General features: G+C 71.6%; 20 protein-coding genes. 7 read left to right on the top strand and 13 right to left on the bottom strand.

What is annotated here, in order from left to right; translation table 11 throughout:
* Positions 1–148: 148 nt before the first annotated feature.
* From Ssi02_RS12675 to Ssi02_RS12665, 3 genes are read right to left on the bottom strand one after another with little or no spacing between them, the layout of a single operon-like run.
* The gene (locus Ssi02_RS12675) at positions 149–1,657 is read right to left on the bottom strand and encodes a sodium/solute symporter (protein WP_373870128.1); all 1,509 of its coding nucleotides are present in this window, start codon (positions 1,655–1,657) and stop codon (positions 149–151) included.
* The gene (locus tag Ssi02_RS12670; RefSeq protein ID WP_204025131.1) at positions 1,654–2,028 is read right to left on the bottom strand and encodes a hypothetical protein; all 375 of its coding nucleotides are present in this window, start codon (positions 2,026–2,028) and stop codon (positions 1,654–1,656) included. Before Ssi02_RS12670 ends, Ssi02_RS12675 begins: the two co-directional genes overlap by 4 nt.
* The gene (locus tag Ssi02_RS12665) at positions 2,025–2,777 is read right to left on the bottom strand and encodes a LytR/AlgR family response regulator transcription factor (RefSeq protein ID WP_204025129.1); all 753 of its coding nucleotides are present in this window, start codon (positions 2,775–2,777) and stop codon (positions 2,025–2,027) included. The genes Ssi02_RS12670 and Ssi02_RS12665 overlap by 4 nt, the downstream gene beginning before the upstream one ends.
* A 232-nt stretch (positions 2,778–3,009) precedes the next feature.
* Between Ssi02_RS12665 and Ssi02_RS12660 the strand changes: the two genes are divergently transcribed.
* The 7 genes from Ssi02_RS12660 (at position 3,010) to Ssi02_RS12630 (ending at position 9,975) form a co-directional block, all read left to right on the top strand.
* On the top strand, positions 3,010–3,681 hold the full coding sequence (locus tag Ssi02_RS12660) for an RNA polymerase sigma factor (RefSeq protein WP_204025127.1): 672 nt from the start codon (positions 3,010–3,012) through the stop codon (positions 3,679–3,681).
* Positions 3,682–3,725: 44 nt separating this feature from the next.
* Positions 3,726–4,037 carry an anti-sigma factor family protein gene (locus Ssi02_RS12655; RefSeq protein WP_204025125.1) on the top strand — a complete coding sequence of 104 codons (312 nt, stop codon included), beginning with the start codon at positions 3,726–3,728 and terminating at the stop codon, positions 4,035–4,037.
* A gap of 154 nt (positions 4,038–4,191) precedes the next feature.
* On the top strand, positions 4,192–5,475 hold the full coding sequence (gene egtA / locus Ssi02_RS12650; protein WP_204025123.1) for an ergothioneine biosynthesis glutamate--cysteine ligase EgtA: 1,284 nt from the start codon (positions 4,192–4,194) through the stop codon (positions 5,473–5,475).
* On the top strand, positions 5,472–6,788 hold the full coding sequence (egtB, locus tag Ssi02_RS12645; protein WP_204025122.1) for an ergothioneine biosynthesis protein EgtB: 1,317 nt from the start codon (positions 5,472–5,474) through the stop codon (positions 6,786–6,788). Before egtA ends, egtB begins: the two co-directional genes overlap by 4 nt.
* On the top strand, positions 6,789–7,496 hold the full coding sequence (gene egtC, locus Ssi02_RS12640) for an ergothioneine biosynthesis protein EgtC (protein ID WP_204025121.1): 708 nt from the start codon (positions 6,789–6,791) through the stop codon (positions 7,494–7,496).
* 101 nt (positions 7,497–7,597) lie between these two features.
* Positions 7,598–8,518 (top strand): L-histidine N(alpha)-methyltransferase, encoded by a 921-nt coding sequence (egtD, locus tag Ssi02_RS12635; RefSeq protein ID WP_204025181.1) that lies wholly within the window; start codon positions 7,598–7,600, stop codon positions 8,516–8,518.
* Positions 8,515–9,975, top strand: coding sequence for an aminotransferase class V-fold PLP-dependent enzyme (locus Ssi02_RS12630; RefSeq protein ID WP_239128853.1), 1,461 nt, complete (start codon positions 8,515–8,517; stop codon positions 9,973–9,975). Before egtD ends, Ssi02_RS12630 begins: the two co-directional genes overlap by 4 nt.
* 147 nt (positions 9,976–10,122) lie before the next feature.
* Here Ssi02_RS12630 and Ssi02_RS12625 read toward each other — a convergent pair whose 3' ends face one another.
* From Ssi02_RS12625 to Ssi02_RS12580, 10 genes are all read right to left on the bottom strand, one after another.
* A complete protein-coding gene (locus Ssi02_RS12625; protein ID WP_204025120.1) occupies positions 10,123–10,911 on the bottom strand; it encodes an SDR family NAD(P)-dependent oxidoreductase in 789 nt (262 codons plus the stop codon).
* Positions 10,912–10,930: 19 nt separating this feature from the next.
* Positions 10,931–11,869, bottom strand: coding sequence for a carbohydrate ABC transporter permease (locus Ssi02_RS12620; RefSeq protein ID WP_204025119.1), 939 nt, complete (start codon positions 11,867–11,869; stop codon positions 10,931–10,933).
* Positions 11,853–12,731: a carbohydrate ABC transporter permease gene (locus Ssi02_RS12615; protein ID WP_204025118.1), complete on the bottom strand. Its 879-nt coding sequence runs from the start codon at positions 12,729–12,731 to the stop codon at positions 11,853–11,855. The genes Ssi02_RS12620 and Ssi02_RS12615 overlap by 17 nt, the downstream gene beginning before the upstream one ends.
* 71 nt (positions 12,732–12,802) lie before the next feature.
* Positions 12,803–14,161 (bottom strand): ABC transporter substrate-binding protein, encoded by a 1,359-nt coding sequence (locus Ssi02_RS12610; RefSeq protein ID WP_204025117.1) that lies wholly within the window; start codon positions 14,159–14,161, stop codon positions 12,803–12,805.
* 73 nt (positions 14,162–14,234) lie between these two features.
* On the bottom strand, positions 14,235–15,221 hold the full coding sequence (locus Ssi02_RS12605; RefSeq protein WP_204025115.1) for a dihydrodipicolinate synthase family protein: 987 nt from the start codon (positions 15,219–15,221) through the stop codon (positions 14,235–14,237).
* A gap of 102 nt (positions 15,222–15,323) precedes the next feature.
* Positions 15,324–16,067: an amidohydrolase family protein gene (locus Ssi02_RS12600; RefSeq protein ID WP_204025114.1), complete on the bottom strand. Its 744-nt coding sequence runs from the start codon at positions 16,065–16,067 to the stop codon at positions 15,324–15,326.
* The gene (locus Ssi02_RS12595; protein ID WP_204025113.1) at positions 16,057–16,944 is read right to left on the bottom strand and encodes an amidohydrolase family protein; all 888 of its coding nucleotides are present in this window, start codon (positions 16,942–16,944) and stop codon (positions 16,057–16,059) included. The genes Ssi02_RS12600 and Ssi02_RS12595 overlap by 11 nt, the downstream gene beginning before the upstream one ends.
* Positions 16,941–18,047, bottom strand: a complete 1,107-nt coding sequence (locus Ssi02_RS12590) for a mandelate racemase/muconate lactonizing enzyme family protein (protein ID WP_204025112.1) — start codon at positions 18,045–18,047, stop codon at positions 16,941–16,943. The genes Ssi02_RS12595 and Ssi02_RS12590 overlap by 4 nt, the downstream gene beginning before the upstream one ends.
* Positions 18,044–18,805, bottom strand: a complete 762-nt coding sequence (locus tag Ssi02_RS12585; protein WP_204025111.1) for an amidohydrolase family protein — start codon at positions 18,803–18,805, stop codon at positions 18,044–18,046. The genes Ssi02_RS12590 and Ssi02_RS12585 overlap by 4 nt, the downstream gene beginning before the upstream one ends.
* Entirely contained in the window at positions 18,802–19,536 is a 735-nt protein-coding gene (locus tag Ssi02_RS12580; RefSeq protein WP_204025110.1) for a creatininase family protein, read from the bottom strand. Before Ssi02_RS12580 ends, Ssi02_RS12585 begins: the two co-directional genes overlap by 4 nt.
* Positions 19,537–19,558 lie beyond the last annotated feature (22 nt).

Raw genomic sequence — 19,558 nt, 5'->3', positions numbered from 1 at the left:
CAGACGCGAGCCGGGGGCGGCCTCGCCACGCGAGACGATCACAGACACGGGCCGGGCGCGAGACGATCCCACGGTAGGGCGGAGCCCCCCTGATGGCGGCGACCAGGACATCGGGTAGGGCCGGGCCGAGGCGGCGAGGATCGGGACGTCACGTGCGGCGGGGCCGCCAGTCGCCGCGGTCCACGTCGAGGTTCTCGGGTGTGTGCAGCCGCACCATGATCCGCGCCACGCCGGACGGCACCCGATGCGGGGTCAGCAGCGAGACGACGATCATCACCACGAACGCGATCGGCACGCTCCACGCGGCCGGCTGGGCGAGGAGTGCGCCGAGCAGGCCGTCGTGCGGGCCGCCCACGATCGTGGCGATCACCGCGAGGCTCGCCAGGCCGCCGCCGCTCACCAGGCCCGCCATGGCGCCGGCGTCGGTGAGCCGCCGCCACCAGATGCCGAGCACCAGCAGGGGGCAGAACGACGAGGCCGCCACGGCGAAGGCCAGGCCGACCACGTCGGCCACCGGCAGCGCCCGGGCGGCGAGCGCGAGGCCGAGCGGCATGAGCACCGCGAGGACGGCGGCCACCCGGAACGACCGCACGCCCCCTTGGAGGAGGTCCTGGCCGATCACCCCGGCGACCGACACGGTCAGCCCCGAGCAGGTGGACAGGAACGCGGCGAAGGCCCCGGCGGTCACGAGCGCGGTGAGCAGTTCGCCGAGGGTGCCGCCGAGCAGGCGGCCCGGCAGGGTCAGCACGACCGCGTCGCTGCGCCCCTCGGCCAGCAGGTCGGTCGCGTATATACGGCCGAGGGCGCCGTAGATCGCGGGGAGCAGGTAGAACGACCCCAGCAGGGCCAGCACGACGAGAGTGGTGCGGCGGGCGGCGCGCCCGTCGGGGTTGGTGTAGAAGCGGACCAGCACGTGCGGCAGGCCCATGGTGCCGAGGAAGGTCGCGAGGATCAGCGAGTAGGTCGAGTAGATGTCGTAGTCGCGGTCGCCCGCCAGCGGCATCGCCCAGGTGGAGAGGTCCTGCGCGGTCAGCCCCGGCGCGCCGTCGCGGCGCCAGGCGATGAGCAGGAAGATCACGGGCGCGGCCAGCGCGGTCAGCTTCAGCCAGTATTGGAACGCCTGGACGAAGGTGATCGACCGCATGCCGCCCGACAGCACGTTGACGACCACGACGAAGGCCACGAGCAGCGACCCGGCCCACACAGGCGCCCCGGTGACGGTGCGCAGCACGAGCCCGGCGCTCTGAAACTGCGGCATCAGGTAGAGCCAGCCGATCAGCACCACCAGCACCCCGGCGGCGCGCCGGACGACCATCGACTCCAGGCGGGCCTCGGCGAAGTCGGGCAGGGTGTAGGCCCCGGAGCGGCGCAGCGGCGCCGAGATCAGCACCAGGAGCACCAGATAGCCGCCGGTCCAGCCGACCGGCAACCACAACATGTCGGCGCCGTAGGCGAGGATCAGCCCGGCGATGCCGAGGAACGACGCGGCCGACAGGTATTCGCCGCCGATGGCCGAGGCGTTCCAGAGGGGCGAGACCGTGCGGGAGGCCACGTAGAAGTCGGACGTGGTGCGCGACACGCGCAACCCGAAGACCCCGATGAGGAGCGTGGCCGACACCACCGCGACCACGGCGCCCATCTGGAGGGCGGCGTTCACTCGCGCTCCAGCAGCTCGGCGAACCGCGCCTCGTTGCGCTCGGCCTGCCGTACATAGAGTACGGCGCCGCCCACGAACGCGGGATAGATCAGCCCGGCGAGCACCACCCAGGGCAGCGGCACGCCGAGCACGGCGACCTGCGAGAAGCCGGGCAGGAGCACGAAGATCAGCGGCAGCCCGAGGACCACGCAGCCAAGCACGGTGCACACGAACAACGCCAGGCGGAGCTGCGCGCGCACCAGCGACCGCATGTAGACCTCACCGAGGCCGGTCTGCTCGTCGATCTCGCGGGTGGCGGGATAGCGGGGCGGACGGGCGGCCGAGGTCCTGGGGCTGGTGACGACCACCCGGCGCGGCCGGTCCGCCTTCAATCGGCCCTTCCCTTGCGGGCCCGGCGCACAAGCAGGTCGCGCAGCTCACGCGTGTGGCGGCGGCTGACCGGGATCTCGGCGCCGCGGACGCGCACGGTGCAGCGGCCGGAGTCGAGGTGGAGCTCCTCGATGTGCTTGACGGCGACGAGGTGGCTGCGGTGCACCCGCACGAACCCGGCCGCCGCCCACCGCTCCTCCAGCGTGTTGAGCGAGATGCGGACGAGGTGGCTGGCGCCGTGGGTGTGCAGGCGGGCGTAGTCGCCCTGGGCCTCGACGTAGACCACGTCGGAGCTGGAGACGAATCTCGTCACGCCGCCGAGTTCGACGGGGATGGTGTCGGGTTCGGCGCGGACGGGTTCGGGGGCGTCGGCCGCCACGCAGACCCGGCGGACCGCCTCGGCCAGGCGTTCGGCCCGGACGGGCTTGAGGAGGTAGTCCTCGGCCTTGATCTCGAAGGCGTCGACGGCGTGTTCCTCGTAGGCGGTGACGAAGACGACCTTGGGCGGGCTCGCGAACTGGGAGAGCAGTCTGCCGAGCACGACGCCGTCGAGCCCCCGCATCCGGATGTCGAGGAAAACCGCGTCCACCGGCCGGCCCTGGGCGATGGCGCGGTCCAGCAGGCGCAGCGCCGCCGCGCCGTCGCGGGCGGTGGCCACCTCGGCGATCCGGGGGTCGGCCCGCAGCAGGTAGGCCAGATCTTCCAGCGCGGGGAGTTCGTCGTCCACGGCCAGGACTCGCAGGCCGGTCACGGTCCACCTCTCAACACTTACAGATTTTCCTAGAGCGTGATGAAACCGACACCAGAAGTCAACGGCTGAATATGCTCCGTGAGCAGCCCGTCATCTTCCTGATACCGAGGGAACCAGCAGTGTTCCACGGTGTTTACCCCGGTCTATGCATAATTACGAGATCTAGCGGACCGAAACCGACAAAGCATGACGATGTGGACATGTGTCGGGGCTGGCGGGGAAGCTATCTACCGTGGGGATTATCGCGGCTGGTGGGCTGCCTCCGGACGACGTCGTGGTCGCGGGACTCCGCTCCGGCGACGAGGAGTTGTTCGCGAGGCTGCTCGACGAGTGGTCGCCCGGCATGCTGCGCGTCGCCGGGTCCTACCTGTCCACCCGCGCCTCCGCCGAGGAGGTCGTCCAGGAGACCTGGCTCGCGGTGATCGCGGGCATCGACGGGTTCGAAGGGCGGTCCTCGGTGAAGACCTGGATCTACCGGATCCTCGCCAACACCGCCAAGAAACGGCAGGCGCGCGAAAGCCGTACCATCCCCTGGAGCAGCGCCTTCGACGGAGCCCCCGAGCACGACGGGGCGCCGGCGGCCGACCGGCCCGACAGGCGTTTCCACGGGGCGGGCGGGCCGAGCCCCGGCGCCTGGCGCGAGCCCCCGGCCCGCTGGCCGACGCCCGAGGGTGAGGCGCTGGCCGCCGAGACGCGCGACCGGCTCGCGGCGGCATTGGCCGAGCTGCCGCCCCGGCAGCGCACCGTGATCACCCTTCGCGATGTCGAGGGGTGCACATCGGAGGAGGTGTGCGAGATCCTGGCCATCTCGGCCGCCAATCAGCGGGTCCTCCTTCACCGGGCCCGCGCGTCGGTGCGGGGCCGGCTTTCCGACTACTTTCAGGTGGCCGCCCGGCCGAGCTAGCGCACATACGATTCGATCCGCGAGAGGGTGAGGCGATCACAACTGTGAAGCGGTTCAGGTGCGAAGAGGTGGTGGAACTCGCCACCGCCTATATGGACGATGCGCTGGAAGAATCCGCGCGCGGCGACCTCACGGCCCATCTGGCCGGCTGTGGGGGCTGCGAGCGTTATGTCGGCCAGCTTCGCGCCACGGCGGGCCTGCTCGGCCGCCTGCGCAACCCCCAGCGGCACGCGGCAAACGGCTCCGCCGAGGCCCCACCCGAAGCATTGCCTGAGGAGCTGCCCGCCGAGGCGCGTGAGCGGCTGCTGGCGGCCTTCCGCGAGCGGCGCACCGCCGATCCGCGAAGTCCCCTGTAACGCCGGGCCGCCCGGCCGGTCTGTATAGAGCAGACACCATCCGCTCCGGCAGCCGCCGGCGAAGCGGGGCGCGGCCGATCCTCGAAGTCGCCTGTAACGCGTGGCCGTCTCACGGGTCTGTAGACCCGAGGACACCCGCGCGAAAGGGGATCGAATGGTCGGGCTGGCGGCCGAGGACACGCCGATCATGGACGTCTCGGCGGTGGATGACTTCGCGCGTTCATGCTTCCCCGTCCTGACCTCAGGCGGCGACCGCGTCGGAGCCGAACTGGAGTTCCTGGTCTTCGACCGTACGGCTCCCGCCCGCCCGGTGCCGGTCGCCAGGGTCGCCGAGGCGCTGCCCGCCCTGCCCGGCGGCAGCCGGATCACCTTCGAACCCGGCGGCCAGCTCGAACTCTCCGGCCCCGCCGGCGACCTGACCGCCGCGATCGGCGCCCTCGCCGCCGACGTCGCGGTCGTCCGGGCCGCCCTGCTGGCGGACGGCCTGCTGCTCGCCGGAGTCGGCCTCGACCCGGTGCGCCGGGCCGCCAGGCAGGTGCACGAACCGCGCTACGACGCGATGGCGGCCTTCCTCGGCCTGCCGTACGGCGCGCTCATGATGTGCTCCACCGCCTCCATCCAGGTCAACCTGGATCTCGGCGAGCATCCGGCACGGCGGTGGGAACGCGCCCACACCCTCGGCCCCGTGCTGACCGCGGCCTTCGCCAACTCGCCGCTCATGGCGGGCCGCCGCTGCATGTGGATGTCGGGCCGCCAGGCCGTGTGGGAGAACCTCGACCGCTCCAGGACCGCCCCCGTGCCCGCCGCCGCCGACCCCGCGGGGGCGTGGCGCGACTACCTGCTCGACGCCCGCCTCATGCTGGTACGGCATGGCCCGGATGGCTACCGCCCCGTCCACGACGGCTCGACCTTCCGCGACTGGCTGACCGGCCCGGCGACCGTCCCCCGCCCCACCCTCGACGACCTCGCCTACCACGCCACCACCCTGTTCCCGCCGGTCCGGCCGCGCGGGTGGCTGGAGATCCGCTATCTCGACGCCCAGCACCCCGACCTGTGGCCGGTGTGCGTGGCCGTCACCCACGCGCTGATCGTTGACGACACGGCGGCCGACACCGCTCTCGCGGGCGCCGAGCCTTACCTCTCGGCGCCGCCGCCCGGCACCTCGCGGTGGCGGCACGCCGCACGGCACGGCCTCGCCGACACGGCCCTGCGCGGCGCGGCGGAGGCGTGTTTCGACGCGGCGCTTGCGGCCCTTCCCCGGCTCGGCGCGGGGAAGGGCCTCGTCGAGCGGGTGGCCGAGTTCGCCGACCGGTATGTGACACCGGGCCTGTCCCCCGCGGCCGACCTCATGGCCTGCGGTCCCGAGAACCTGATCGAACGGCTGAGCGGACCGGGCGGGCACCCGCCGTCCCTGCGACGCGAGGAAGGGCAGTCTTGAACGACTTCGCAGCCACCTTCAAGGAACGAATCGCAACCGACCTGGCCGCCGTGCGGGGCCGGTCGCTCGCGTATACCGACGCCGAGGACGACCTGCTGCTGCGTCAGCACTCGCCGCTGATGTCGCCCCTGATCTGGGACCTCGCGCACATCGGCAACTACGAGGAGTTGTGGGTGCTGCGCGAGGCCGGCGGCATCACCCCGCTGCGGCCAGAGATCGACGACCTCTACGACGCCTTCAAGCAGCCGCGCAAGAGCCGCCCCACCCTCCCCCTGCTCGGCCCGGCCGAGACCCGCAAATACATCTCCGGGGTGCGGGGCCGCACCCTGGACGTGCTCGACGCGATCGACCTGTCGGGCCCCGAGCCCCTGCACCGGGCCGGGTTCGTCTTCGGCCTGGTGATCCAGCACGAGCACCAGCACGACGAGACCATGCTCGCCACCCTCCAGCTGTCCGGGCAGCCGGGCCTCGTGCGCGACAGCCCCCTGCCGCCCGGCCGGCCCGCGTTCGGGGCCGACGAGGTGTTCGTGCCTGCCGGGCCGTTCCTCATGGGCACCGACACCGAGCCGTGGGCCTACGACAACGAGCGGCGCGCCCACCGTGTCGACCTGCCCGCCTACTACATCGACCGGTTCCCCGTCGACAACCGCTCCTACATCCACTTCATCGAGGACGGCGGCTACGACGACCCGCGCTGGTGGGCCCCCGGCGGTTGGCGGTGGCGCACCGAGTCCAGCGTCCACGCCCCGCTGTTCTGGACCCGCGAGGGCGCAACCTGGTGGCGCTCGCGTTTCGGCCGCCCCGAACCGGTCCCCATGGACGAACCCGTCCAGCACGTCTGCTGGTACGAAGCCGACGCCTACGCCCGCTGGGCCGGCAAGCGGCTCCCCACCGAGGCCGAATGGGAGAAGGCCTGCGGATGGGACCCCGACGCCGAACGCGCCCGCAAATATCCCTGGGGCGACGAACCCCCCACCCCCGACCGGGCCAACCTCGGCCACCGCGCCGCCAGACCCGCCCCCGTCGGCGCCTACCCGGCGGGAGCCGGGGCCTACGGCGCCGAGCAGATGATCGGCGAGGTCTGGGAGTGGACGTCGTCGTGTTTCCTGCCCTACCCGGGGTTCCGCGCCTTTCCCTACCGGGAGTACAGCGAGGTGTTCTTCGGCGGGGACCACCGGGTGCTGCGCGGCGGCTCCTGGGCCGCCGACCCCGCCGCGGTCCGCACGACGTTCCGCAACTGGGACTACCCCATCAGGAGGCAGATCTTCTCCGGTTTCCGCTGCGCCCGCACCGCACCCGCCGGGCAGGCGTAGATGTGCCGCCACGCCGCCTGGCTCGGCGCCCCCGCGAGCCTCGCCTCACTCATCTTCGACCCCGGCAACGGCCTGCTCCAGCAGTCCTACTCCCCCCGCCTCCAGCGCCACGGCATGATCAACGCCGACGGCTTCGGCATGGGCTGGTACGGCGAAGCCGACCACAGCCCCGTCCGCTATCGCAGAACGGTGCCCATCTGGACCGACGCCAACCTGCCCGGCCTCGCCCGCGCCGCCCGCTCGCACTGCCTGCTGGCCGCCGTGCGGTCCGCCACCGCCGGCATGCCCGTCGAGGAGACCGCCACCGCGCCCTTCACCGACGGCACCCACCTGCTCAGCCACAACGGGCGGGTCGACCCCGGCGCCGTCAGGGACCTCGCCGACGGGGCCGAGAGCACCTGCGACTCCGCCTGGCTCGCCGCCGCCGTATTCCTGCGGCTGCGCGCCGGGCTGCCCCTCGGCGACGCCCTCGCCGGCGTCGTCACCACAGCCGCCGCCAAGGACCCCGAGGCCAGGCTCAACCTGCTCGCCGCCGACGGCGCCTCGCTCGCCGCCACCGCGTGCGGCGACACGCTCTTCCTCCACCGAGGCGACCACGGCGTGCTGGTGGCCAGCGAGCCGCTCGACGACCGGCCCGGCTGGCACGCCGTGCCCGACCGGAGCCTCGTGCTCGTCACGCGAGGAGGCACGCAGGTTCTGCCGCTCTAACCCAACGATCTGAAGGAGGCACCGTGCCCGTCAGCCACCCGGCCAGCCCGGCCCACCCGTCCGTCGGCTTCGTCGACCACCTCGAACGCAGCAACCCCCGGCTGGACCTCGAACACGACGTCCGCGCCGGACTGACCGCCACGCCGAAGTGGCTGCCGCCCAAGTGGTTCTACGACGCCGTGGGGAGCGACCTGTTCACGCGCATCACCCGGCTCGACGAGTATTACCCGACCCGGCGGGAACTGGCCATCATGCGGGAACGGGCCGGCGACATCGCAGCGGCGAGCGGCGCCGACACCCTGGTGGAGCTCGGCTCGGGCACCAGCGAGAAGACCGTCCTGCTGCTCGACGCCATGGCGGCGGGCGACAGCCTGCGCGCCTACACGGCGGTCGACGTCGACGCCACCACCCTGCTGAAGGCGGCGGGCCGGCTCGCCGCCCGCTATCCCGGCGTCGCCGTACGCGCCGTGCGGGCCGACTTCGAGCGGCACCTCGCCCTGCTGCCGCGCGACGGCCGGCGCATGGTGGCGTTCCTCGGCGGCACCATCGGCAACCTCGAACCGGCGGCCCGCCGCGCCTTCCTCAAGAGCCTCCACGACACGCTGCGGCCAGGGGACACGTTCCTGCTCGGGGCCGACCTCGTGAAGGACCGGGCCCGGCTCGTCGCGGCCTACGACGACGCCTCCGGGGTCACCGCGGCCTTCAACCGCAACGTGCTCCACGTGGTCAACCGGGAACTCGGCGCCGACTTCGATCCCGCGCTGTTCGAGCACGTCGCGCTCTTCGACGAGGACAACGAGTGGATCGAGATGCGGCTGCGCGCCACCCGCGACATGCGGGTGCGCATTCCCGCACTCGGCCTCACCGTGTCCTTGGCGGACGGGGAGGAGATCCGCACCGAGATCAGTTCGAAGTTCCGGCGCGAGGGGCTGAAGGAGGAACTCGGAGACGCGGGCTTCGCCGTACAGCGCTTCTACACCGACCCGGCGGGCGACTTCAGCCTGACGCTGGCGGCGGTGTGAACGGGCCTCCCCACACCGGGGCGGGCCCGGGGAGCGGCATCGGGAAGAGCGCCGCCTCGGCGGACACGGGCGCGGCAGGCGTCTCGGCGTGTGGCCCGACGGCCTCCGCGGCCCGCCCGGAGGCGGGTCCGGCCGTCGCCACGCCAGGCATCCCGGCGAGCGGCAAGGCTTCCCGGTCGGCCGAGCCGGTTTGTACGGCTGCCGCCGGCGAGAGCGTCGCGGAGGCGTGGCGGCGGGCGCGGAGTGCCGGGCCCGGGGGGCATCTCGACGCGGCCGGGTGCAATGTGCCGAGTGACCGGGTGGTCAACACGATGGCCGCCCATCTCCGGCTGGAACGCGAGGTGGGCGGCTATGCCGCCGCACCCGACCAGACCGTGCCCAAGGCGGGCCTGGCAGCGCTGGTCGGCGCACGGGCCCAGGACGTCGCCTACGTGGAGAGCGGCACCGCGGCCACGGCGGCGCTGCTCGGCGGCTGGGCGTTGCCCGCAGGGGCGCGGATCGGGGTGACGCGGGCGGAATACGGCGCGACGGTGGCGCTGCTGTGCCGCCTGGCGGTGCGGCACCGCTGGCGGCTGGTCGACATCCCTCTGGACGGGGACTCTCGGGTCGATCTTGCCGGTCTGCGGTCGATCCTCGTGTCCGGCCTCGACTTGCTCGTGCTCTCCCATATCTCCTCGCACCGGGGCGTCGTGCAACCGGCGCAGGCCGTGGGCGCCCTCTGCCGGGCGGCGGGGGTGCCGCTGGTGGTGGACGTGTGCCAGTCCCTCGGTCATGTGGAGACCCGCGGCATCGGCGCGACGGCCTATATCGGCACGTCCCGCAAATGGCTCGCCGGGCCTCGGGGGGTGGGGTTCCTGATCCTGCCCGGCGCGAGCCGCGACTTCGGCGGCCGGCGCGGCAGGCGGGGCGAGCGAGGTCACGCGGGACTCGGCACGAACGGCGACCGCGGCGAGCCAAGTGCCGCGGTCCTCGGCGCGAGCGGCGATTTCGACCGCATATCCGACTTCGATGGCCCGCCCGACGTCCCGGACACGATCCCCTGCCCACACGCGTTGTGCCCGGCGGATCGGTTCGAGAGCTACGAGGGCGCGATCGCGGCGCGGGTCGGCTTCGGCTCCGCCGTACTCGAACACCACGCGCTGGGTCCGGAAGCCGTCCACGCGTGCCTGGCGGCGGCCGGGGCGGCGGCGCGCGGGATCCTGGACGGCGCGGGCGGCTGGCGCGTCGCCGAACCGCTCGGCGAGCCCTCCGCCATCGTCACCCTGCGCCCGCCGCCTGGGACGGATCCGGAGGAGACGCAGGCCAGAGCGGCGGAGGCGGCACTGCTCATAGGGCTCGTGCCGACGAGTCGCGCCCCCTCCGACATGACCGGGCCCCTGCTGCGTGTGTCGCCTTCGCCCGGCACCCGCCTGGAAACCCTCCGGGAACTCGCCGATGTTCTCCGCCGCCGATGTTGAGCGCCGCCACGAGACGGCGGGCCGCACGAGGCGCCGCTGACCGGGACGGAACCGTCCGCACCGAGCACGGGAGCAGCCCAGCCGTCCGGCCCGCCGGACGACCGGAGCCGGACCGTCCACGCCGGGCACGGCGGCCGGGGCTCCGGGTCAGCGGTCGACGACCGCCACGCCGATGTCACGGGCCATGGGCAGGTTGCCGGCCAGGAGGCCGCCGTCGACGGGCAGGTCGGCGCCGTTGATCCACGAGGCGCGGTCGCCGGCGAGGAAGGCGACGGCCTCGGCGACGTCGTCCTCGGTGCCGACGCGTCCCATCGGATACCACGCGACGGCCTTGTCCAGGGCGTCCGCGTGGGTCGTGAGCCGGGCCCGCCAGGCGGGGGTGGCGATGGTGCCGGGTGACACGGAGTTGACGCGCACGCCGTAGCGGCCGTACTGCACGGCCAGGCCGCGGGTGAGGTTGAGCAGCCCGGCCTTGGCCGCGCTGTAGGTGTCGTTGCCGAAGTAGCGGTGGCCGTTGACCGAGGCCACGTTGACGACGGCGCCCCGGCCGGCCTCCCGCATGCCGGGCAGCACGGCCTGGCAGAGGCGGATCGCACCGCCGAGCACCACGTCGATGTCGGCCGCCCAGACCGGTTCTGGGAGGGACTCGAACTCGACGTTGCTGCAGACGGCGGCGTTGTTGACCAGGATGTCCAGGTGGCCGTGGCGCGCGGTGAGCGAGCCGGCCACCTCGCGCACGGAGTTGTCCGAGCGGATGTCGAGGTGCATGGCCACGGCGCCGTCGATGCCCGCCGCGGTCTCGCGTGCCGCGTCGAGGTCGACGTCGGTGACGATCACCGTCGCGCCGTCCCGGTGCAGGGCGCGGGCGATGGCCGCGCCGATGGTTCCGCCCGCGCCGGTGATCAGCGCGTGACGGGGGGATGTCGCCGCCGACATGGTGTCTCCTTCGACCTCGTCAACCTTTGAGCGCGCCTGCTGTGAGGCCCTTGGTGATCTGCTTTTGCAGTAGTGCGAATCCCAGCAGCACCGGAGTGACGGTGATCATCATTCCGGCGAACATCGTGGACCAGTTTGTACCGTAATCAGCGGCCTGCCCGAGCTGGAAGAGCCCAAGCGGCAGCGGCATCTTCTCCGGGGAGTGGATGAGCAGCAGCGCGTAGAAGAACTCGTTCCAGTTCTGCAGGAAGCTGATGATGGCGACCGACGCCAGCCCCGGCCCGAGAAGGGGGAGGATCACCGAGACGAACGTGCGGGCCGGGCCCGCGCCGTCGACCGCCGCCGCCTCCTCCAGTTCGTAGGGCAGGGTCTTCATGAAGCCGACGAGGACGAAGACGTTGAACGGCAGGTTGTAGGTGGCGTAGACGAGGATCAGCCCGAGCTGGCTGTCGAGCAGGCCGAGATCGCGCATGATGAGGTACAGCGGGGCGAAGGTCACCATCCACGGGATCATGAGCCCCATCAGGAAGACGCCGAGGAGCGCGCCGCTGAACCTGAAGGCGATCCGGGCCAGCGGATAGGCCGCGAAGACCGCCAGCACGACGCCGATCAGGGTGGAGGCGACGCTGATGAGCACGCTGTTGCCGAAGAACATGCCGATGTGGGCACGATCCCAGGCGTTGACGTAGTTGTCCCAGCGCCAGGTCTCGGCGATCTGCCACGGGGGTGTGGAGATGAACTCGCCGTTGGTCTTCATGGACACGTTGAAGACCCAGGCATAGGCGCTGATCGACGACACCGCGACCGCGCCGAGCAGCAGATAGAAGAACAGGTGATACGGCCGGAAGGGCGCGCGGGGCCGACGCGAGTCGCGAGCCTTCTTCGGCGGGCGCGGGGGCGCGGGAGGCGGGGGGACGTCCGGTACGGCGGGCGCTTTCATGTCAGTACTGGAGGTCATCGCGCTTCATCACCTTGTTGAGGAGCTTGGCCACCGCCAGCATGATCACCACGAGCACGACGCCGGCTGCCGCGGCGTAGCCGAAGTCGGCGCGTTCGAAGGCGGCGCGGTACATGAGGGTGCCGACGGTGTCGGTCGAGCCGAAGGGGCCGCCGCCGGTCAGGATGTAGACGAAGGCGAAGGTCTGCAGGCTCTGCACCACCCACAGGACGACCAGCACACGCAGCAGGTCCCGCATCATCGGCATCATGACGCTCCAGAACACCCGCCACTCCCCCGCCCCGTCGATCCGCGCGGCCGCCAGGACGTCCTCGGGCAGGCGTTCGAAGCCCGCGCACAGCAGCACGATCCAGATCCCGATGCCATGCCATACCGAGACGAACGTGACCGCGGCGAGTGCGGTGGCGGGGTCGCCCAGCCAGGTCTTGGCCAGGGCGCCGAGCCCCATGGACTCCAGGGCGGGATTGATCAGCCCGAGAGTCGGGTGGTAGAGGAACTTCCACAGCAGCGAGACGACCGCCACCGACAGCACCACGGGGGCGAACAGCACGAACCTGAAGAACCGTTCGCCGTGGATCCGCTGCGAGAGCGCCCAGGCGACGGCGACGGCGGGCGGGAACAGCATGCCGCTGCCGATGAGGGTGATCAGGAACGTGTTCTTGAGGGAGTTGTAGAAGTCGGGGTCCCCCGAGAGCAGACGATATTGCTCAAGCCCGACGAACCTCATGGTTCCCGTGCGTGAGAACTCGTTCAGCGACAAGTCCACCGTCTTGATCAGGGGGTAGAGGAAGAAGACCGCCAGCAGCACGAGCGCCGGTGCGAGGAAGGGGACGATGATGCGTCGCTGGGCCGCCTTGTACATGTGACCTCCCGGGGTCTGCCCCCGCCACGGGCTACTCGGAGGCAGCCCGTGGCGGGTGGGGATGACGGGGTTCAGCCGCCGTGAACCCGGCGCAGCCCTTTGTCGAGGTTTTCGAGGGTCTGCTGGGCGTCTTGCTTGCCGAACATCAACTTGGCGATCTCGGGGTAGACGACGTCCTTGGCCTTGGACTGCATCAGGCCGTAGTAGGCGGCCTGCAGCCGGTCGGCCTTGGCCACGACGTCGGCGATGCCGGGCAGACCCGGAGGGCTCGACACCCCCTTGACCGCGGAGACCTCCCCGACCTCGGTCGCTCTGCGGGTCTGGGTCTCCACGCTGACGACGCGGCGCACCCACTCCAGCGACAGCGGGATGTTCTCGCTCTTGGCGGAGACGGACATGAGCTGCGCGGCGGCGAGCATGCTCGCCTGGTCGCCGGTGCCGCCGGTGACGGTGGGGAACTGCAGGACGCCGAGCTTGAAGTCCTTGGGGATCACGTCGGCCATCTCGCTGACGAGCCAGCTGCCCATGAGGATCATGCCGGCCTTGCCCTGGAAGAACTGAGCCTGGGCCGCGGTGAAGTCGGTGCCTTCGAAGCCCTTGAGGAACCCTTTTTTGTCGCGGAGGTCCTGGAGCATTTGCAGCCCTTTAAGGAAGCCCGGGTCCTCGGTGATGGACCCCTTGCCGTCGGTCAGGACTTCGCGGGCTTTGCCGTACCCGACGGTGCGCATCCAGATGTTGTCACTCCACATGCCCATGTAGGGCTCGAACAGGCCGGTGACCGCGATCGGGTCCACTCCTGCCGCCTTGAGCCCGTCGGCGGCCTTCAGCAGGTCGTCCCACGTCGCGGGCGGCGTGATGCCGTGCTTCTCGAACAGGGCGGCGTTGTAGAACAGCACCTGCAGGGAGAGTTCGGAGGGCACCCCGTAGACCTTGCCGGTCTTCGGGTGCTGCATGAACTGCATGACCGCGGGGCTGAACTGCTCCAGCCAGGGCTTTCCTGTGGTGGTGTCGACCTGGTCCAGGTAGGGCTTGAGGTCGAGCAGGGCGCCGTCGTCGGCCCAGTCCAGCAGGGCCGGGTTGGTGCCGTCGAACATGGTGTAGTCGACGTCGAGGGCGTCGCCCGCGCGCCACCTCTGCTCCAGGGCGGGCCGCGTCTTGGTGTTGGCGAAGGTCTGCTTCACCTCGGTGCCGGGGTAGTCCTTCTCCATCGCGGCGGCGATGTCCTCGAGGAACTTCAGGGAGGGGGTGCCGACGGCGGGCAGCACGCCGACCTCGATGGGGCCGCCCTTGATGTCCTGACGCCAGTTCTTGGCGTCGGGCGCCTTCTGCGCGGCCTGTCCACCGGTGCCGCCGCTGCCGCCACCGCACGCGGCCAGCGCGAGGCAGGAGACGGCAGCTAAGCCGACCATTAACTTTTGTACAGCTTTCACCACAGAACCTCCATTGCTAGTGATATCTGGCTTTATGTCGCTATTTCTAGATCCCGGCGGAAAGAGGGAGCCGCTACCCCGACAGGTCCGGCAGCAGGTCCGCGAATTCCTGGAGGAAGACCTCGATGCGGCGCAGTTCCTCGGCGTCGAGCACATGGGCGGGCCCGCGGCAGTGCGCGCTGCCGATGAGCCCCCGCCGGAACGAGATCTGCTTCTCCGCCGCGATGATCAACTCCGTGTCGAGCATCCAGTACGAGATGTACGGCAGGAGCCTCCGATGCAGCTCCTCGCCCCCCGCCTCGTCCCCGGACGTGAGCCTGCGCCAGATCTCGACGTAGATCTCGGTGAACGAGCACCCTGGCTGGCTGCCGACCGCCCCGCGGCGCCAGGCGTCGGGCAGCTGCACGCCCGCATAGCCCTCCAGCGAGATCACCGGCGGGTCCAGAGCGGCCAGTTCGCCGATGAGCCGCCCCGGCGGACTGGACTCCACCTTGACCAGCCGCAGGTTGGGGTGGCTGCGAACCAGGCCGGCGATCGTCGCGGCGTCGAGGCTGGCGCCGGTCTCGGCGGGCGCGTATTGCAGCACGACCGGGGTGGGCGCGACCGCGGCCAGCACCGCCGACACGTGCTCGATCTGGGCCCGGCGCGAGGGGTTGAGGAAGTGCGGCGCCAGCAGGTTGATCAGATCGGCCCCGGCCGCCACCACCTCGCGGGCGCGGGCCACAGCCAGCCGGGTGGTGTGGTCCTGGACGGCGACGATGGCGGCGAAGCCCTCCCGGCCGGCGGTGCGCCGCAGCAGGACGCCGGTCAGCTCGCGGCGCTCCTCCTCGGTGAGCTTGTAATACTCCGACGCGAACCCGGGGAACATCACGCTGGTGACGCCCGTTCCGAGCACGTAGTCGACGACCCGGCCGAACCCCTCGACGTCGACGTCCCCGTCGTCGGTGAACGGCACCTCAAGCACGGGCGAAATGCCGCGAACCAGGTCCGAGGCGTCGCCGTGACCGCCGTGGCCGTCAAGGGGAGCCGCCACGGGGGAGGCACTCGTCTGGATGATCATTCGCCCTCCGTAATCCTTAATATTCGAGATATCGAAAACGTTTTCCGCTACATGGCCGAGAAACGGCCCGTCTTCCGCAGAACCCGCGGAAGACGGGAGACGTCACGTGTGCGCGGCTCCGAGCAGACGCGCCATCGTGCCGCCGAGCACGTCGCGCCGCGCCTCGCCGCCGATCGGCCAGTCGAGCACCCGGCGCAGCTCGGCGCCGGGAACGGTGTAGGGGGCGTCGGTGGAGAAGACCAGCCGCGAGGGGCCGATCTCCGGGTCGCCGCCGAGTTCGTTGAGCACGGTGTCCCACGGCGCGTAGCAGGTGTCGCCGTACAGGTTCGGCGCGTAACGCAGCGCGGGCGCCGCGTCGATCCAGAAGTCCGTGGCGCCGCTGCGGCCCATCACGAACGGCGTCTCCGGCCGGCGCCTGGCCAGGCTGGCCAGCGGCATCGGCAGCGCGTTCGGCGGAGTGCCGGTGCGGACGTAGACGGGCCACCCCTCGCCGGCGGCGAAGTCGAGGAGCGGGTCGAGCAGGCCGTCGAGCAGATCGAAGCCCTGCAAGACGCTGTCGACGTTGAGGGCGCGGGCACCGCCGTCCCTGGCGCGCTTGAGCTCGTCCACGGCGGCCTTTCCGCGCCACGGGTTGGCGACCGCGTAGGGGATCAGCCGGCCCGGCGCCGCCGCCGCTGCCGCCGCCACAAGTTCGTTGCCGGCGCGGTTGTCGTAGGCGATGCAGCGCTCGTCGGGGGCGACCAGCGCCATGTGGACGCCCAGTGTGTCCATCGTGGCGATCAGCCGGTCGGCGGTGAGGGAGACCTCGCGTCCGCGCCCCAGCCGCACATGCGCGTCAACGATCACGGGATCCCCCTGCGGTCAAGCCGAGTGCGGTGAGCGCGTCGGCGTGGATGATCTGCTCGACGAGTTCGGCCGGCACCCGCGGCAGTGCCGTGCCCGCGAGGATGTCGTTGACGCCGCGCAGGCCCGCCATCGCCTCGCCGGTGTTGGCGATCGGGAAGTCCGAGCCGAGCAGCAGCTTGTGGGTGCAGCCCCATTCGACCGCGGCGAGCAGCGACTCGTAGCACACCCAGGGCCGCAGGTAGATCGAGGACACGTCGGCGTAGACGTGGGGATGCTTGCGTATCGTCGCCACCGTCTCCTTGCCCCACGGGTGGCCCATGTGGGCCATGACGATGCGCAGTTCGGGGAAACGCAGCGCGACCTCGTCGGTGACCAGCGGATAGGTGTAGCGCAGCGGGGCCGCGCGGATGGGCGAGGCCCCCTGGTGGAACACGATGGGCAGGGCGTTGCGCTCGCAGTAGGCGTAGAACGCCAGCGCGGCCTCGCCCAGGGGGTCGAAGTTCTGATAGTTCGGGCCCAGTTTGACGCCGACGAGCCCCATCTCGCGGCACCGCTCGGCCTCCTCCAGGCAGCCGGGCGACGTGGGATCGACCGACATGAACCCAATACGGCGGGCGGGGTCGGCGGCCGCGAACTCGGCGGTGGCGTCGTTGGTGCGCTCCGGCGGGTGCGGGATGCCGGTTGCGGCGGCCGGGTCGGCCACCGCGATGTTGAACACGATCACCACGTCGGCGGCGGACATGGCGCCGTCGAAGTCGGCCCAGGAGTTGGTGGTGACGACGTCGCGGTCGGTGCGCCAGGAGGTGAAGACGCGTCTCTCCTCCGGCGGCACGGCGTCGCGGTGGGTGGGGGTGTGCGCGTGCACGTCGACGATCATCGGAATTCCCTCATCAGATCCTCGCGCGGACGGACGCCGAGCCCCGGCGCGTCGCGCAGCGCGACCCTCCGGCCGTCGCTGTCCAGCGGTTCGGCGAGGATGTCCTCGGTGTAGTAGTGCGCGCCGATGATGTCGGAGGGGAACTCCGCCGACAGTGACGGCAGCGCGCAGGCGACGTGGAGTTGCGCGGCGGCGCCGATGCCGAGCTCGCCGTTGGAGCCGATGAGGGCGTCGAGCCCGAAGGCCGCGGCGAGCCGCCCCATGGCGACGGCGCGGCCTGGGCCGCCGCTCTTACCCACATAGAGGCTGACGCAGTCGGCGGCCTCCGCGCGTATCAGCGCGGCGAGGTCCGCCGTGCCGAACACCGACTCGTCTGCGATCACCGGAAGGCCGCGTCCGCGCAGCTCACGCATGCCGGAGAGGTCCTCAGGGGCGACCGGCTGCTCGACGAAGGCGACATCCTGCGCGGCCAGCGCGGGGATGGCCCGCGCCGCCTGGCTGCGGGTCCAGCCTCCGTTGGCGTCGGCGCCGAGAAAGGCCGCAGGGCCGGCGAGTTCGCGGGCCCGCGCCACGCGGGCGGCGTCGCCGGCGACGCCGAGCCCGACTTTGACCTTGAAGGAGCGGAAGCCGGCCTCGGTCGCCGCGCGGAACGCCGCGTCCAGCACCGGCCCGTCGCCGGAGAGGGACAGCTTGATCGGGACCTCGTCGCGGTAGGGGCCGCCGAGCGCCACGGCGAGCGGGACGCCGAGGGTGCGCGCGAAGGCGTCCCACAGGGCGGTCGCCACACCGGCCTTGGTGAAGGGGTTGGCGGCGAGGACCCGGTCCATGAGGAGTTCCAGGCCGCCGACCGGGGCGAGCGGCCTGCCGATCAGGGCGGAGGCGAGGACGGTGCGGATGAAGTGCGCGGCGCTGGCGCCGTCCTCGCCGCTCCACAGCGGCGTGCCGCTCACCTCGCCGAAGCCCTCGACGCCGGTGCTGGTGACGACGCGGACCAGGAGGAAGTCCGATCTGGCGTGCGCGCCTCTGGCGCCGCTGACCGAAAGGTCAGGGTGCGCCTTGAGGCTGACCGCCGCGGTGTGGATCGCGGCCACCGTCGCCTTCATCGCGCCGCCCCCAAAAGCGCCCGGGGGTTGTCGACCAGCATCGCCTGGCGCTGCCGGTCGGTGATCCCCCATCCGTCGATCTCGGCGACCCTGGCCACCGCGTAGTCCTGGCTCGTGCGGTCGGAAAGACCGGCGTCGGTGCCGAACAGCACCTTGTGCGAGGGCGCTTTGGCGAGGATCTCGCGGGCCGCGTAGGGCGGTGTGCCGCAGATGCAGAGGTAGAGGTTCGGGGTCTCGACGGTGAGGGCGAGCGATTCGCGCCAGGTGTCGTGGAGGCCCCCGTGCCCCAGGACGACCGGGAGGGAGGGGTGGCGGCGGGCGAGCGCCGCGATCTGGCCTGCCGTGGAGTAGGGCGGGGTCCCGTCGTGGCTGAGCAGGATTCCGCCGCGCTGGGCGAGCACGTCGCAGACGGGGTCAAGGGCGCGCTCGTGCATGCTGAACCCCTGAAGCCACGGATGCAGTTTGAGCCCGCGCAGCTTGAGCGTGCCGAGCATGCGGTCGACCTCGGCGGCGGCGCCGGCGTCACGGGGATGCACCGTTCCAAAACCGGCGAGCCGATCGGGATGGTGCGCGACGAAGGCCGCGAGGTCGTCGTTGGCCTTCGGGGTGGCGTTGAAGAGGCCGTCGTGGCTGAGGACCAGCGCCTGCTCGATGCCCGTCGAGTCCATGAAGGCGATGAACTCCTCGGCCCCGAACCGCGCGCCGCCGAGCCAGCCTGCATCGTTCCAGGCGGGGGCGTGGGTATGGAAGTCGATCACAGCGCACCCGCGAGCTCTGCCAGGCGGTCCGCCGTGCGGCCGATCAGATCCGCGAGGCGCCGCTTGCCGTCCTCGTTCCGCGCGAGGTCGGGCCGGTCGGTGTAACCGTCGATGCCGCGCCACACCTCGGCCGAGTGCAGATCGGCCCCTTCGACCGCCGGGAGGTGAGGGGTCTCGTGCCTGGGCTCACGCGGCCCGACCAGGTCGGGACGCACGGCGAGCACCATCGAGGTCTCGAACTCGCCGGCATGCCCGGGCACCGGGGGCTCGCCGCCGGTGCCGGCGAGCCGCCAGTAGTCCATGTGCGCGACCGACACCCCGAAGCGGGTGGCGCCGGCGGCGGCCGCGGCGTGGCAGACGCCGGTGTTGCCGCCGTGCCCGTTGAGCAGGACCACCCGCCGCCCGCCCTGGGCCGCGATCGAGCGGAGCAGGTCGCAGATCAGGGCCAGCAGCGTCTCGGGCGACAGGGAGAGCGTGCCGCCGTAGGGCAGATGGTGGTCGGAGGCGCCGAGGCAGACGGCGGGGGCGACGATCAGCGGCCGGGCCGCGCGTCCGGCGGCCGAGTCGGCGGCGCCGCCCGCGATCGTGTCGGCGATGAGGGTGTCGGTCGAGGTGGGGAGGTGGGGTCCGTGCTGCTCGGTCGCACCGAGGGGGATGATGACGACGGCGTCCGGCAGATGTCGTTTTATAAGATCGCGATCCGATTCGGACCAGCGCAAAGCCACCGGCACGATGACATCCTTCGATATATCG

Origin of the sequence: Sinosporangium siamense (assembly GCF_016863435.1) — a bacterium.
Lineage (GTDB): Bacteria > Actinomycetota > Actinomycetes > Streptosporangiales > Streptosporangiaceae > Sinosporangium > Sinosporangium siamense.
Note: the sequence above shows the minus strand (reverse complement) of the source record. Positions and strands in the feature narration are given on the sequence as shown.

Coding starts and splice junctions, on each gene's coding strand:
- egtA (WP_204025123.1), top strand. CDS start 4,192: ATGGTCGGGCTGGCGGCCGAGGACACGCCGATCATGGACGTCTCGGCG.
- egtC (WP_204025121.1), top strand. CDS start 6,789: ATGTGCCGCCACGCCGCCTGGCTCGGCGCCCCCGCGAGCCTCGCCTCA.
- Ssi02_RS12625 (WP_204025120.1), bottom strand. CDS start 10,911: ATGTCGGCGGCGACATCCCCCCGTCACGCGCTGATCACCGGCGCGGGC.
- Ssi02_RS12620 (WP_204025119.1), bottom strand. CDS start 11,869: ATGACCTCCAGTACTGACATGAAAGCGCCCGCCGTACCGGACGTCCCC.
- Ssi02_RS12615 (WP_204025118.1), bottom strand. CDS start 12,731: ATGTACAAGGCGGCCCAGCGACGCATCATCGTCCCCTTCCTCGCACCG.
- Ssi02_RS12605 (WP_204025115.1), bottom strand. CDS start 15,221: ATGATCATCCAGACGAGTGCCTCCCCCGTGGCGGCTCCCCTTGACGGC.
- Ssi02_RS12595 (WP_204025113.1), bottom strand. CDS start 16,944: ATGATCGTCGACGTGCACGCGCACACCCCCACCCACCGCGACGCCGTG.
- Ssi02_RS12590 (WP_204025112.1), bottom strand. CDS start 18,047: ATGAAGGCGACGGTGGCCGCGATCCACACCGCGGCGGTCAGCCTCAAG.